The organism is Yoonia sediminilitoris, assembly GCF_003058085.1.
GTDB lineage: Bacteria > Pseudomonadota > Alphaproteobacteria > Rhodobacterales > Rhodobacteraceae > Yoonia > Yoonia sediminilitoris.
This window is the reverse complement of record NZ_QBUD01000006.1, coordinates 130,214-143,281: the sequence shown is the minus strand read 5'-3', so window position 1 is coordinate 143,281 and position 13,068 is coordinate 130,214. Positions and strand designations below refer to the sequence as shown.

At 58.9% G+C, this 13,068-nt stretch carries 13 protein-coding genes; 8 read left to right on the top strand and 5 right to left on the bottom strand.

All coding sequences use genetic code 11. The features are described 5' to 3' along the window. Nucleotides 1-11 precede the first annotated feature (11 nt). Nucleotides 12-848, top strand: a complete 837-nt coding sequence (locus C8N45_RS13070) for a 5-deoxy-glucuronate isomerase (RefSeq protein ID WP_108386692.1) — start codon at nucleotides 12-14, stop codon at nucleotides 846-848. After that, a complete protein-coding gene (locus C8N45_RS13065) occupies nucleotides 845-1,669 on the top strand; it encodes a class II fructose-bisphosphate aldolase (RefSeq protein WP_108386691.1) in 825 nt (274 codons plus the stop codon). Before C8N45_RS13070 ends, C8N45_RS13065 begins: the two co-directional genes overlap by 4 nt. A gap of 215 nt (nucleotides 1,670-1,884) precedes the next feature. On the opposite strand, the gene C8N45_RS13060 is transcribed toward C8N45_RS13065, so the two are convergent. The 4 genes from C8N45_RS13060 to C8N45_RS13045 all read right to left on the bottom strand — a co-directional run bounded on the left by C8N45_RS13060 (nucleotide 1,885) and on the right by C8N45_RS13045 (nucleotide 5,849). Further along, the gene (locus C8N45_RS13060; RefSeq protein WP_108386690.1) at nucleotides 1,885-3,363 is read right to left on the bottom strand and encodes an aldehyde dehydrogenase; all 1,479 of its coding nucleotides are present in this window, start codon (nucleotides 3,361-3,363) and stop codon (nucleotides 1,885-1,887) included. Nucleotides 3,364-3,371: 8 nt separating this feature from the next. After that, complete coding sequence (locus C8N45_RS13055) at nucleotides 3,372-4,406, bottom strand: LLM class flavin-dependent oxidoreductase (protein ID WP_108386689.1); 1,035 nt, start codon at nucleotides 4,404-4,406, stop codon at nucleotides 3,372-3,374. A gap of 92 nt (nucleotides 4,407-4,498) precedes the next feature. After that, complete coding sequence (locus C8N45_RS13050) at nucleotides 4,499-5,278, bottom strand: alpha/beta fold hydrolase (RefSeq protein WP_108386688.1); 780 nt, start codon at nucleotides 5,276-5,278, stop codon at nucleotides 4,499-4,501. Next, nucleotides 5,250-5,849 carry an amino acid synthesis family protein gene (locus tag C8N45_RS13045; RefSeq protein WP_108386687.1) on the bottom strand — a complete coding sequence of 200 codons (600 nt, stop codon included), beginning with the start codon at nucleotides 5,847-5,849 and terminating at the stop codon, nucleotides 5,250-5,252. Before C8N45_RS13045 ends, C8N45_RS13050 begins: the two co-directional genes overlap by 29 nt. 106 nt (nucleotides 5,850-5,955) lie before the next feature. Here C8N45_RS13045 and C8N45_RS13040 point away from each other — a divergent pair, with 106 nt between their 5' ends. From C8N45_RS13040 to glnT, 6 genes are all read left to right on the top strand, one after another. Further along, nucleotides 5,956-6,828: a LysR family transcriptional regulator gene (locus C8N45_RS13040; RefSeq protein WP_108386686.1), complete on the top strand. Its 873-nt coding sequence runs from the start codon at nucleotides 5,956-5,958 to the stop codon at nucleotides 6,826-6,828. Between the two features lie 47 nt (nucleotides 6,829-6,875). Beyond that, nucleotides 6,876-7,499 carry a helix-turn-helix domain-containing protein gene (locus C8N45_RS13035; protein WP_108386685.1) on the top strand — a complete coding sequence of 208 codons (624 nt, stop codon included), beginning with the start codon at nucleotides 6,876-6,878 and terminating at the stop codon, nucleotides 7,497-7,499. A 109-nt stretch (nucleotides 7,500-7,608) separates the two neighbouring features. Then, entirely contained in the window at nucleotides 7,609-8,484 is an 876-nt protein-coding gene (locus C8N45_RS13030) for a class II glutamine amidotransferase (protein WP_108386684.1), read from the top strand. After that, complete coding sequence (locus tag C8N45_RS13025; RefSeq protein ID WP_108386683.1) at nucleotides 8,484-9,167, top strand: GltB/FmdC/FwdC-like GXGXG domain-containing protein; 684 nt, start codon at nucleotides 8,484-8,486, stop codon at nucleotides 9,165-9,167. Before C8N45_RS13030 ends, C8N45_RS13025 begins: the two co-directional genes overlap by 1 nt. Next, entirely contained in the window at nucleotides 9,167-10,495 is a 1,329-nt protein-coding gene (locus C8N45_RS13020; protein WP_108386682.1) for an FMN-binding glutamate synthase family protein, read from the top strand. The genes C8N45_RS13025 and C8N45_RS13020 overlap by 1 nt, the downstream gene beginning before the upstream one ends. Beyond that, complete coding sequence (gene glnT, locus C8N45_RS13015; protein ID WP_108386776.1) at nucleotides 10,492-11,796, top strand: type III glutamate--ammonia ligase; 1,305 nt, start codon at nucleotides 10,492-10,494, stop codon at nucleotides 11,794-11,796. The genes C8N45_RS13020 and glnT overlap by 4 nt, the downstream gene beginning before the upstream one ends. A gap of 220 nt (nucleotides 11,797-12,016) precedes the next feature. Here the strand turns inward: glnT and C8N45_RS13010 are convergent, their stop codons facing one another. Beyond that, nucleotides 12,017-13,030, bottom strand: coding sequence for an NAD(P)/FAD-dependent oxidoreductase (locus C8N45_RS13010; RefSeq protein ID WP_108386775.1), 1,014 nt, complete (start codon nucleotides 13,028-13,030; stop codon nucleotides 12,017-12,019). Nucleotides 13,031-13,068 lie beyond the last annotated feature (38 nt).

The following is a 13,068-nucleotide window of genomic DNA, read 5'->3' as shown; positions in this document are numbered from 1 at the left end:
AAGGACCCGAAATGCATATTGCCCCCTTTGATAACCAGAACAAACCCATCGTTGATGCCGAAGACCCGACGGTGCCGTTGAACTACTTCAACATTGTCAAGCTCAAGCGGGGCGAGGCCTTTGAATATCAGGTTCCCGGATACGAGACCTGCATTGTTCCCGCCACCGGGAGCGTCGATGTGGAGGTTGAGGGCGTCTCTTTCGCCGCACTAGGAAACCGGGGCGAAGATGTCTGGGATGGCGAACCTGAAGGGGTGTATATTCCCGTCGGGGCCAAGGTCACGATTGTCTGCGTTTCCGACGCGACCGAGACATTTGTCGCCGGAGCCAGATATGACAAGGTGCTGGACCCATTTGACGTACGACAACATGACCTTGTGCAATACGGCTCCGACGACACCAAGACCCACCGCAAGATCAAGCATATCCTCGGGCAGAAACAGCATGACAAAGTGGGGCGCCTGCTGGTGAGTGAGCTGTTCACCGTCGGGCAGGGCGGCTGGTCCGGGTTCCCGTCGCACAAGCACGACACCAATCGACTTCCGGACGAAACCCGGCATGACGAGACCTACAATTTCCGCTTCAAGCCGAACTGGGGTTCGGGGGTGCAGATGCTGCAACGCGAGGACAACAAACCGGGTGATGCCTATCACATCGTCGACGGATCGACGATCTGTATCGACAACGGCTATCATCCTTGCGCCGTACTGCCGGGGTACGAGATGTATTATTTCACCATCCTTGGCGGTCTGACCCAACGCAGCCTGGTACAATATTTCCAGCCGACCCATGCCTATCAGATCGAAACGATCCCGGGCATCAAGGATATGATCGCGAAGTTCAAATGACGCTCGCCACACTGTCAGACGTTCTGAAACCGGCCCTTGCGCAGGGTTACGCCGTTGGCGGGCTCGTGACGCTGGGTTGGGAAGACATGCGCGCCTACGTGGCTGCGGCCGAGGCCGAAGGCGCGCCGGTGATACTGCAAGCTGGCCCGTCCTGCCGGCAACACACGCCGCTGCCGATCTTGGGCAAGATGTTTCGGCATCTGGCCGAAGGCGCGTCGGTGCCTGTCGTTGCCCATCTCGACCACGGCTATACGTTTGACGAATGCAGGATCGCTCTGGAAAGTGGTTTTACCTCGCTGATGTATGATGGCTCGCGCAAGCCGCTGAGCCAGAACATCGACGAAACCGCCCGCATTGCGGAAATGGCCCATGGGGCGGGCATTTCGTGCGAGGGCGAGATCGGGTTCGTCGGCTATTCAGGCGGTGAAGGATCAGATGGGACCGATCCGGAAGAGGCCGCGGTTTTTGCCCGCGAAAGTGGCGTAGATGCCATGGCCATATCTGTGGGCAATGTGCATTTGCAGCAGGACAAGGAAGGTGGTCTGGACGAGGCCCGTATTGCCGCAATCGAGGCGGTGACCGACCTGCCTTTGGTGATCCATGGCGGCTCGGGCGTGCCGATAGAGCAACGCAAGCGCTTGTCCCGCAATACGGCGATTTGCAAGTTCAACATCGGCACGGAACTGCGCATGGCATTCGGCGCCGCCCTGCGCGAGGCAGTGAATGCCGACCCGGACCGGTTCGACCGGGTCACGATCCTGAGGGAAACTCACGATCCGGTCGAAGCAGCGGCGCGCAGAGTGATCCGGGCATTCAGGTGATCCTTCTGAACCACCGTATAAATTCAACTTCCTGTCTCTGATCACACGACGCTCGCCATGCGCTGAAAATATTGCACCCATCGCACCACAATTGCTTCACGCTGGCCGCCTTTCTTCCAGTCCTTGGGACTTTGAAGGAAAGTAAACGTCCCTACCGACCGGGCGCCGAAGGCGTAGCAACTGTTGAGGCGTTCAGCATTCGGGCAGGACTGCAATCAACGCATGACAAATGGATTGGCCATAGGTGTGTCAGATGTGCTGATCCAGGTTGTTTTGGTCCGCGTGTAGTCGAGCACTGCGTCCATTCCGGCCTCGCGCCCGTATCCGGATTGGTCAAAGCCGCCAAAAGGCGCAATCGGGGACACGGCGCGATAGGTGTTGACCCAGCAAATCCCCGCCTTCAGCCGCGCGGATACGCGATGGGCTCGGGCCACGTTTTGGGTGAATACTCCGGAACCGAGCCCGAACGGTGTCGCGTTGGCCATGGCGATAGCTTCTTCTTCGGTGTCGAATGGCAGCAAGGACATAACCGGACCGAACATTTCGATCTTGAGCGTTTCGATGCTGGTGTCCGGACATTCCACCAGTGTGGGGGCCATATAATTGCCAGGCCGGTCAATTCTGGCACCACCAAAGCGGATGCGCGCGCCGCCCGCGCGGGCAGCGTCCAAGGTCGCTTCGATCTTGGTGATCTGGGCGGCGGTGCAAAGCGGGCCTATATGTGTGTCCGCCGCCAGAGGATCACCGATCTTGATGTCTTTCATCTTTTCCTCGATCCGTGCGGCCAATTCCTCGATGACAGAGCTGTGGATCAGACCGCGACTGCCCGCGACACAGCTTTGCCCGGACGCACCAAAATTCCCCGCGATCAGCCCATTGGCCGCACCGTCCAGATCGGCATCGTCAAACACCAGAATGGGCGATTTCCCCCCCAGTTCCAGCGTGGTGACAGCAAAGTTTTCTGCGGAATTTCGCACAACATGGCGCGCCGTTTCGGGCCCGCCGGTAAAGGCGATCCGGTCTACATCGGGATGGCGCGTCAGTGGGATGGCGCAGTTTTCCGCATCCCCGGTGATGACAGACACCACTCCGGGCGGAAAGCCTGCCGCCTCGATCAGCCGGGCGAATTCGAGCATTGGGGCAGGGGCCACCTCGGAGGCTTTCAGCACGACCGAACAGCCCGCCGCCAGCGCTGGGCCCAACTTGGTCGCCGTCAGGAACATCTGTGCATTCCACGGCACGATGGCGACGACAACGCCGATTGGTTCGCGGCGGGTAAAGACATGCATGTTCGGCTTGTCGATGGGCAGTACAGCACCTTCTATCTTGTCCGCAAGACCCGCGTAATACCGATAATAGTCCCCCACATAGGCCGATTGCGTCGCGGTTTCGGCCAACAGCTTGCCGCTGTCGATGGTTTCCACGCGGCCAATTCCTTGCGCATGTTCTTCGATCAGATCGGCCAAGCGATACAGTAGCTTTCCCCGCTGGGTCTGCGTCATGTCACGCCACGCAGGATCATCCAGTGCGCGGCGCGCAGCACCGATGGCACGGTCCACATCCGCAGGCGCAGCGCAGGCGAATGTCGCCCAGTCCTCGCCCGTGGCCGGATTTTCAGACGCCATGATCTGGCCTTCGGCCCCGTCGACCCACGTGCCGTCAATGAATAGCTGGTAATGCGGTTTCTGTTCCATCTGATCTCTCACTGAAAGGCTGGCATGACGTCATCGATGAACCGCGCAAGAGACTCGCGCTTGCGTTCAAAGCTCATCCCGCTGTCAATCCAGAACGCGTATTCATCATATCCCAGATCTTCATAGCGTTTGATTTGGTCGATGACATCCTGCGCGGTGCCGATGGTCAGGTCGCGCTTCATGTTCTCGGGCGTCATCATCGTGTTGGCAGCAATTTCTTCTTCGGTGAGTTCCTGGATCAACCCCTGGGATACCGGGCGCTTGTTCTGGAACCATGCGCCGAAATAAATGTAGAATCGCGACAGTTCCTTGGCGGCGCGCTCCACATCCGCTGCATCCTTGCCCACATAAGTGTGATGCAGCAGCATGATCTTCGGGCGCTTGCCATCGTAGCTGGCGCAGGCGGCGTTGAAGCGGTCCATGAGGCTTTCGATTTCCTCCATCCCCTGCCAGAGTGGCGTGACCTGTATGTTGAATCCGTTATGAACGCCGAATTCATGGCTGTTGGGGTCGCGCGCGGCGATCCAGATAGGCGGCCCCCCCTCCTGTATCGGTTTTGGGGCCGAGGTGGTCGCGGGAAACTGGAAGAACGTGCCCTCATGGGCGCAGTCGCCTTCCCATAGCTTGGGGATCAGCGGCGCGATTTCACGCATCCGCTGGCCGGCCTCCCACGCGTCCATGCCGGGCATAAGCCGTTCATATTCGTAGGAATACGCACCCCGTGCGATGCCCAACTCGATGCGCCCATTGGTGATCAAGTCAGCCGAGGCCGCTTCGCCCGCCAATTTGATCGGGTGCCAGAAGGGTGCAATCACAGTCCCCGTGCCCAGTTTGATGTGGCTGGTGTGGTTCGCCAAGTTCACCAGCGCAAGCAACGGGTTCGGCGTGATGGTGAAATCCATCCCGTGGTGTTCGCCGGTCCACACTGCACGCATCCTTGCGTCATCGGCCATTTTGCACAGGTCAATGAATTCATTGTTCAGCTGTTCGTGTGATTGGTCAGGCGTCACGCGCTCCATATGCGCAAAAAGCGAAAACTCCATGGGTCAGGTCCTTTCGGTCAGGCAGTGCGCGTCGCCGCGCCGGGTGTCGTCGTGGTAGAGGCCAAAGCTGCGGGTGCGGGTTTCAAGGAAACTCATGTCGTGATCTCTTGGGCGAAATCCAACAGAGCCGCGTTCACCTGCGCTACATGGGTCATTGGCATCATGTGGGCAGCGCCCTCAATGATCTGCGTGCGGCCTTTCGGAGCCAGATTGGCCATCGCTTTTGACATGGCAGGGGTCGAGTTCGGCTCATCTTGCCCGGTCACGAACAGGGCAGGGCAGGTCAGCGCGGCCAACGCGGAAGGTCTGGGTCCGTTCTCATGGGCGAACACGGTATAGGCCATGCGGTACCCTGCTGGATCAACACTTGTCAGCCATCGCTGGCACGCGCTTTGTTCTGGTGATGGTGCGTCCCCGAACCATCGGGTCAAAGGACCGCTTGGGCCAGCCACCGTAACCCCATCAAGGCTGCGCGCGCGGGTTTGTACTGCCTTGGAAGCCGCATGGTCCCGTTGGAAAATTGCGTTCATCGCGACCACGCCTCGCACCAAATGAGGATGACGCATGGCCATATCGAGCGCAATCATTGCACCCATGGAATGGCCAATGACCAACGCTGGGGCCTCCAGTCCTTGGGCGATAGCGTCGGTGTAGTCCGACAGGTTCAAATCCTCTCCGGGCGGGGGGCTTTCGCCGTGGCCGGGCATGTCCACCGCAACAACTCGAAACCGTTCGGACATCGCATCAATCTGTGCATTCCACGCCTCGGCCCGCAAGCCGACACCATGGATAAACAGAACGGTTGGCCCATCTCCGGCTATGATCGCACGCAGAGCGCCGAAGTCAGACCGCGGCCGGGTTGTCCAGGTCATGGCCCAGGTCCTTCAGGTCTTGGTAGCGGTCTCCGATCCGGTGATGCGGGCGTCCGCTTGTGGCGGCGCCAAGCACCACGACGATTTCGTCATCGCGCGGCGCATCCGGGATGGAAAACTGAATGGTCAAATAATGCGAACGGCGGCCTGCATCGTTCTTGTCCATCAAGGGCACCATGATGGGCGCATTGGCCGGGCCGCGCGTATTGGTGAAGACCAGATAGGATTTCGCGCCGACCGCTTCACGATAGAAGTTGCCGAACCGCAACGTGTGGATCAGGCCCGAGGCATGTTCGACCTCGCCATTCAGCCCGACCACGGCGGCCTTCCCATAGGCCTCAATCGCGTCACCACTCCCTGCCAAAGCGATCATGCGATTTGTCATCATCTCACCCAGCACAGGGCCATAGGCCTGAATTTCCGGCTTGAGATTATCAACATACCGCCCGGCCCAAGGGTTTCTCACGACCGCCGCGACGGCAAACATCCGCCAAGGATGGTCAGTGGCTTTGAACCCCTCGATGAAGACCTGTTCATCATAGGTCACGATCTTTCTGATCTCGGGCTGCATGTCACTCTCCTGCTCGCTGAGAGGGATTGTTCAGGAACAGTGCTTTTTTGACAAACGAATGTTTTGTAGGCTTAGGTATTAAAAACATTACTGGCTAACTTGACCCATGAAGAAATCACTTCCCCCGCTGACCTGGTTCCGTGCGTTTGAAGCCGCAGCGCGGCATCTGAGTTTCACGGCCGCAGCAGATGAGATCGGGCTGACGCAATCCGCAGTGAGCCAACATGTCAAGGCATTGGAAACACGGCTCCGTGTGGCCTTGTTCACACGTCATGCGCGGGGGTTGTCACTGACGGATGACGGGCGAAAATTGCTGCCTCAGGTCGGCTCGGCATTAGGGATTTTATCCGCAGCAACAGACACCTTTGATACCGGCCCCGCCGCAAACTTGTTGACCATCGCCGCTTCAATCAGTGTTACCCAATGGGTTATTGCCCCGAACTTAGCCGCGTTTACGCAAAGACACCCCAATATTCGCATCCGGTTCCTGAGTGCGATCTGGCCCGACGACTTCAACTCGGCCCGCGCAGATGTAGAGATACGCTTTGGATCAGAAAAGCAGGCCGGAAAGAACGCCAAACGACTGAACCCCAATCGTTTGGTCGCGGTAAAGGCACCTTCGGTAGCCGGCGATCTGCACAGTCTGCCACTCATCGAAGCCGTAGGCACCTCCAGCGGCTGGAAAGAATGGGCGGCCAAGATTGGGAAGGTGCCCGAGCCGCAACTCTTTGCCGATTCATACGGAGTGGCGCTGCACCTCGCCTCACAAGGCAACGGTGTCGCGTTGGTGAGCGAACTCCTGATACAGTATGCCGTTGAAGCGGGGGTGATTGAACACGCCCATCCCGCATCTATTCCCGGGAATGAAGGATATTACCTGTCGATTGACGAAGGGAATGCGCAGGCGATGCAGTTTCGGACCTGGCTACTGGAGCAACTGGCATTCGCCGGAAGCGCAACAGAAGCCGAAGGAGCATAAAGAATGGGCTGGCTGACAGTGCTGTGCAGTCTTGGTATACTGCACCAATGAAAACTCTGCTTTCACAAGACCCTCACAACACGACGCAGTTTCGCGAAAAGCAATTGGAGGCGGCCATTGGTCGCCAGACACGCGTACTGCGCAAGCAGCGTGGTTGGACAATCGCGCAATTCGCATCCGAAATGGACGTGAGTGAAGGGATGATTTCCAAGATCGAGAACGGGCAGGTTTCGCCTTCGCTCTCGATGCTGCAAGTCATTTCAAACACGCTTTCCGTGCCGTTGACCGCGCTCTTTCAAGGCTTTGAGGAACATCGCCCGGTGATGCATGTCAAATCGGGGGAAGGTGTTGAGGCAGAGCGTGCCGGCACACGCGCCGGGCATCACTATACGCTTTTGGGGCATCTTGGTGCGCAATCGAGCTCTGTACTGGTCGAGCCATATCTCATCACTTTGACCGAGACATCCGACACCTTTGAAACCTTCCAGCACATCGGGATGGAGTTCATTTATATGCTCGAAGGGGAAGTGACCTACCGCCATGGGGCCGAGACGTTTGTGCTGCGCCCCGGTGACAGCCTTTATTTTGATGCGGATGCACCCCACGGGCCGGAACGGTTGACCAAGCTTCCAGCGCGGTATCTGTCGATTATCTGTTACTCGCAGGAATGATCGGTGACGAATATTTCCTAATGGGAATAAATGGTTCTTCACAGTTGATATTCACTCGACATCTCCGACCATCCGGCTAATTTCGAGAAAATCAAATTCCGGGGGCGATATGTGCGGCATTGTTGGATTGTTCCTGAAGGATGAGTCGCTGCAGCCAAGGCTGGGCGGGATGTTGACGGATATGCTTGTCACCATGTCCGACCGAGGCCCCGACAGCGCCGGGATCGCCGTCTACCGTCGCGATCGCGAGGGGACCAAGATCACAGTTCAATCAGCCGATCCAAACACCGACTTTGCGGGTCTTGCCGAGGCACTTGGCGTTGAGATTCAAGTGGTCGACACCCATGCAATCCTCTGCATGCCCAGTCACATTGTGGCAGCGGTACTGGCCAAGATTGCCGCCGATCATCCCGGCCTGCGGATCATGTCGCGGGGCGAGGCGATCGAGATCTACAAAGAGGTCGGGATGCCGCAGACCGTCGCGGACCGCTTTGCTATCCCCAATCTGTCGGGCAGTCACGGCATAGGCCACACCCGCATGGCAACGGAAAGCGCAGTAACGACTTTGGGCGCGCACCCGTTTTCTACCGGAGCGGATCAGTGCCTTGTGCACAACGGCTCCCTCTCGAACCACAACCGCTTGCGCCGCGCCCTCGCCCGTAAAGGCACCCATGTGCAGACACAGAATGACACAGAGGTTGCCGCCGCCTATCTGACCCACCGGATGGAACAGGGTGATAATCTGGGCGAAGCGCTCGAGGCTGGTCTGGACGACCTGGACGGGTTCTATACCTTTGTCGTTGGCACGAAGGACGGCTTCGGCGTCTTACGCGACCCGATTGCCTGCAAGCCTGCCGTACTTGCCGAAACCGATCAATATGTCGCCTTTGGGTCTGAATACCGTGCGCTGGTGAACCTGCCGGGGATCGACGCAGCCAAGGTTTGGGAGCCCGAGCCCGCCACCGTCTATTTCTGGAGCCATTGATGCAAACGCTTGATCTTGAGAAAGACACCCTGCGCGATGTGAACGCAACCTTGCAATCGCAGGGCGCGCAGACCAACCAGACCACATGGGAGATCATCAATCCAAAGGGCGCGCACGCCATCGCCTGTGGGCTGGATGCTGGAATTGAGGTCACCGTGAAAGGCTCTACCGGTTATTATTGCGCCGGCATGAACAAAAGCGCGATGGTTCGGGTCAAGGGCTCTGTCGGCCCCGGCGTTTGCGAGAATATGATGTCCGGCAAGGTCGTCGTTGAAGGCGACGCCAGCCAGTACGCGGGCGCGACCGGGCATGGCGGGCTGCTGGTGATCAAAGGCAATGCTTCCAGCCGCTGCGGGATTTCGATGAAGGGCATCGACATCGTTGTGCACCGCAACATCGGCCATATGAGCGCGTTCATGGCGCAATCCGGCACGCTGGTTGTCTGCGGCGATGCGGGTGATGCGCTTGGCGATAGTATCTATGAAGCGCAGCTTTTTGTGCGGGGCTCGGTGAAATCGCTGGGGGCCGATTGCATCGAAAAGGAGATGCGGCCAGAGCATATCGAAAAGCTCGCCGCGCTGCTGGCAGAGGCCGAAAGCGAGGCAGACCCATCAGAGTTCCGCCGCTATGGATCTGCCAGAAAGCTTTACAATTTCGACATCGACAACGCGGGGGCTTATTGATGGATCAGACACCCAAGACCCATCCGGTCAAACCGTGGACATTCGACGATTACACGACGTCCTACATCCGCCGGGCGGCCGCGACCGGGATTTATGACATCAGAGGCGGCGGATCAAAGCGACGCGTGCCACATTTCGATGATCTTTTGTTCCTTGGCGCCTCCATGTCACGCTACCCCCTTGAAGGCTATCGCGAGGCATGCGGAACGGGCGTGACCCTTGGCACACGCTTTGCAAAGAACCCGATTGAGCTGGATATCCCGATCACGATCGCGGGCATGAGCTTTGGCGCTTTGTCCGGGCAGGCGAAAGAGGCACTGGGGCGCGGTGCCTCTGCCGCCGGCACCTCGACCACCACCGGCGACGGCGGCATGACACCAGAGGAACGCGGGCATTCCGAAAAGCTGGTCTATCAATACCTCCCCTCGCGCTACGGGATGAACCCCGACGATCTGCGCAAGGCCGACGCAATCGAGATCGTCGTGGGCCAAGGTGCGAAACCCGGCGGGGGCGGCATGCTCTTGGGCCAGAAGATCAGCGACCGCGTGGCCGAGATGCGGAACTTGCCGAAAGGGATCGACCAACGCTCTGCCTGTCGGCACCCGGATTGGACCGGGCCCGATGATTTGGAAATCAAGATCCTTGAATTACGAGAGATCACAGGCTGGAAGGTACCAATCTTTATCAAGGTAGGCGGCGCACGGCCATATTTTGACACGACATTGGCGGTGAAGGCCGGGGCTGACGTTGTCGTCCTTGACGGGATGCAGGGTGGCACGGCAGCGACGCAGGACGTGTTTATCGAACACGTCGGTCAACCGACTTTGGCCTGCATCCGCCCCGCCGTTCAGGCGCTGCAGGACCTCGATATGCACCGCGAAGTGCAGTTGGTCGTCTCTGGCGGGGTGCGTACCGGAGCGGACGTGGCGAAAGCGCTGGCGCTTGGGGCGGACGCGGTTTCTATCGGGTCTGCTGCGCTGATCGCCCTTGGTGACAATGACCCTGCGCTTGAAGAAGAATACCAAAAGCTTGGGACCACTGCCGGCGCCTATGACGATTGGCACGAGGGTCAAGACCCCGCCGGGATTACCACGCAAGACCCTGTCCTTGCTGCAAGGCTCGACCCGTTGCAGGCTGGCCGACGCTTGGCGAACTACCTGAAGGTTATGACGCTGGAGGCGCAAACCATCGCCCGCGCCAACGGCAAGAACCATGTGCTCAACCTTGAACCCGAGGACCTTTGCGCCTTGACGATAGAAGCCGCCGCCATGGCAGGCGTTCCACTGGCGGGCACCGACTGGATACCTGGACGAAAGGGAGATTTCTGATGACTGACCTAGCCGCATGGGCCGCCGAGAGGGGCGTCAAGTTCTTCCTGTGTAACTTCACCGACCTATTTGGCGTGCAACGGGCGAAGCTTGTTCCGACCGAAGCTATCGCGGGTGTACAAAAAGGCGGCGCGGGCTTTGCAGGCTTTGCTGCATGGCTGGACATGACACCGGCAGACCCCGATTTGTTGGTGATGCCTGACCCTGGCAGTGTCATTCAACTGCCTTGGAAACCAGAACTCGCCTGGGTCGCGGGCGATCCATGGATGGACGGCAAGCCTGTCGAACAAGCCCCGCGCATCGTGCTAAAGAACCTCGTTAGCAAAGCCGCTGACTTGGGCTTTATGCTGCAATCCGGCGTTGAGCCGGAGTTCCATCTGATCAATCCTGATGGCTCTGACATTTCCGACGCGCGCGATACGCAGGAAAAGCCTTGCTATGACCAATCCGCCCTGATGCGGCGGTATGAGGTTATTGCCGAGATCTGCTCGACCATGATCGCACTTGGCTGGGGCCCATACCAAAATGACCACGAAGACGCGAATGGCCAGTTCGAGATTAACTGGGACTTTGGCCCCTGTCTGCAAACTGCGGACCAGCACGCCTTTTTCAAGTTTATGGTCAAGGAGATCGCGGAAAAGCACGGGCTGCGTGCGACTTTCATGCCGAAGCCCTTCAGCCATCTCACCGGGAACGGCTGCCACGTCCACCACTCGCTTTGGACAACGGACGGTAAAACCTGCGTCTTTGATGGAGATGACGAAATGGGCCTGTCTGATGTGGCCTATCACTTCCTCGGCGGGCTGATGGCGCACGGGCAGGGCATGTGCGCCATCACAAATCCCACAGTGAACAGCTACAAGCGGATCAATGCGCCGACGACGCTATCGGGGTCCACCTGGTCACCGCAATCGGTGACCTACGGCGGCAACAACCGCACCCATATGGTGCGCATCCCCGATGGCGGCCGGATGGAACTGCGCCTCGCCGATGGCGCGGCCAACCCCTATCTCTTGCAGGCAGTGGTGCTCGCCTCGGGTCTTGACGGGATCGAACGGAAACTGGACGCCGGTAAGCGTCTGGACATCGATATGTACACCGAAGGCCACAAGGTGCGCGGGGCCAGGAAACTGCCGCTCAATATGCTCGATGCATTACGCGCATTCGAACGGGACAAGACACTTGTCAGCGCCATAGGGAACGAGTTTTCGACCGCCTTCCTGAACCTGAGACATCGCGAGTGGACCCAATATTGTCAACATTTGACGCAATGGGAACGGGACACAACATTGGACTGTTGATAGGCTGGTATACTTCTCAAAAGTGGTCAATTGACCCGACATTGTAGACCGCGTTTTCGCGTCCCGGTGCAATCAAAAATCAGCTGGTTGTGATAGGCAGTCGGCCAACAGGTCGTTTGCGGGATCACCAAATCACTAAGAGGTCAAAGGTATCGTAACTTTTAATTGGTTGGGTACTCTTATTTCAAACGCGCCTTGAATGGCGTGATCGGACCACTTCTTAGCCTGCCAGCGCTTTGAACCCGTCTGGAATAACATCACGCCCTTCCAGCAGCAGATCAGCCATGACCTGCCCTACCTTGGGGGCCATTCCGAACCCGATCTTGAAGCCACCATTCGCCACGAACTGCCCCTCTAACTCGGGATGCCGCCCCAGATACGGCGCGCGGCTGCGGCTGCGGGGCCGCACGCCGGCCCAGCGTTCAATCACAGGTGCGTTTGCCAGCACAGGAAAGGCTGCCACGGCCCGCGCCAGCACATCGTCCAAACCGGCATCTGTGCTCAGCGGATCATCAAAGTCACGCTCTGAGGTGGACCCGACGGCGACGGTGCCATCCCCGTGCGGAATGATGTGCAGCGCATCGGCAAAGAGTTGTGGTTGCCCCGCCGCAGCATAACGGAGCAATGCTGCCTGCCCTTTTACGCCTGCGCCGCCCAATGCGGCGATCCCTTGCCACCCGGTCGCCCAGACGACCTGACCTTCGGGCCGTGCATCTTTTGTCACCTCACCACCCAGCGCCACGACTGCTCGTGCCAGCGCCTGCGTTGCGCGGCGCGGGTGGATCAGGGCTGACAGCGTATCGCGCACCACCAGTCCGGTTGGCGACGGGGGCATCCATGCGGCCTCTCCTGCGGGCTGGACCTCCCACAGTGCTTTGCCCTGCCAAAGCTCTTGCGCGGTCACGGCACGGGCGCGTGCCAGTTCCACGGCGCGACCGTCAGCAAGCGGCTGCAACCGGCCGGACCGGGCATAGCCGACCTTTTGCCCTGTCAACGTTTCGACGTCCGCCCAGAATTCCGCAGCCATGATCAGGCTGTCGAATTGAAACGCTTTCTTTTCATTCCAGTTTTCGGGCACGTGGGGGGCAAGGGCACCAACAAGTCCGCCGCTGGCACCGTAGGCGACACCATTAGGATCAACCACGCGCACCCGGGCCCCACGCCGCGCGCAAGCATAAGCGACAGATAGTCCGAAGATGCCCGCACCCATTACCGTCACATCAGCCGTTGCCATTCCGCGCCCTTCCGCCCAAAGATGCGCTGACATCTAGG

What these genes read in the sequence shown, in the direction of transcription:
- C8N45_RS13010 (WP_108386775.1), bottom strand. Translation starts at nt 13,030, where the DNA reads ATGGCAACGGCTGATGTGACGGTAATGGGTGCGGGCATCTTCGGACTA.
- C8N45_RS13055 (WP_108386689.1), bottom strand. Translation starts at nt 4,406, where the DNA reads ATGGAGTTTTCGCTTTTTGCGCATATGGAGCGCGTGACGCCTGACCAA.
- C8N45_RS13070 (WP_108386692.1), top strand. Translation starts at nt 12, where the DNA reads ATGCATATTGCCCCCTTTGATAACCAGAACAAACCCATCGTTGATGCC.
- C8N45_RS13040 (WP_108386686.1), top strand. Translation starts at nt 5,956, where the DNA reads ATGAAGAAATCACTTCCCCCGCTGACCTGGTTCCGTGCGTTTGAAGCC.
- C8N45_RS13050 (WP_108386688.1), bottom strand. Translation starts at nt 5,278, where the DNA reads ATGACCTGGACAACCCGGCCGCGGTCTGACTTCGGCGCTCTGCGTGCG.
- C8N45_RS13060 (WP_108386690.1), bottom strand. Translation starts at nt 3,363, where the DNA reads ATGGAACAGAAACCGCATTACCAGCTATTCATTGACGGCACGTGGGTC.
- C8N45_RS13020 (WP_108386682.1), top strand. Translation starts at nt 9,167, where the DNA reads ATGGATCAGACACCCAAGACCCATCCGGTCAAACCGTGGACATTCGAC.
- C8N45_RS13030 (WP_108386684.1), top strand. Translation starts at nt 7,609, where the DNA reads ATGTGCGGCATTGTTGGATTGTTCCTGAAGGATGAGTCGCTGCAGCCA.
- C8N45_RS13045 (WP_108386687.1), bottom strand. Translation starts at nt 5,849, where the DNA reads ATGCAGCCCGAGATCAGAAAGATCGTGACCTATGATGAACAGGTCTTC.
- C8N45_RS13025 (WP_108386683.1), top strand. Translation starts at nt 8,484, where the DNA reads ATGCAAACGCTTGATCTTGAGAAAGACACCCTGCGCGATGTGAACGCA.
- C8N45_RS13035 (WP_108386685.1), top strand. Translation starts at nt 6,876, where the DNA reads ATGAAAACTCTGCTTTCACAAGACCCTCACAACACGACGCAGTTTCGC.
- C8N45_RS13065 (WP_108386691.1), top strand. Translation starts at nt 845, where the DNA reads ATGACGCTCGCCACACTGTCAGACGTTCTGAAACCGGCCCTTGCGCAG.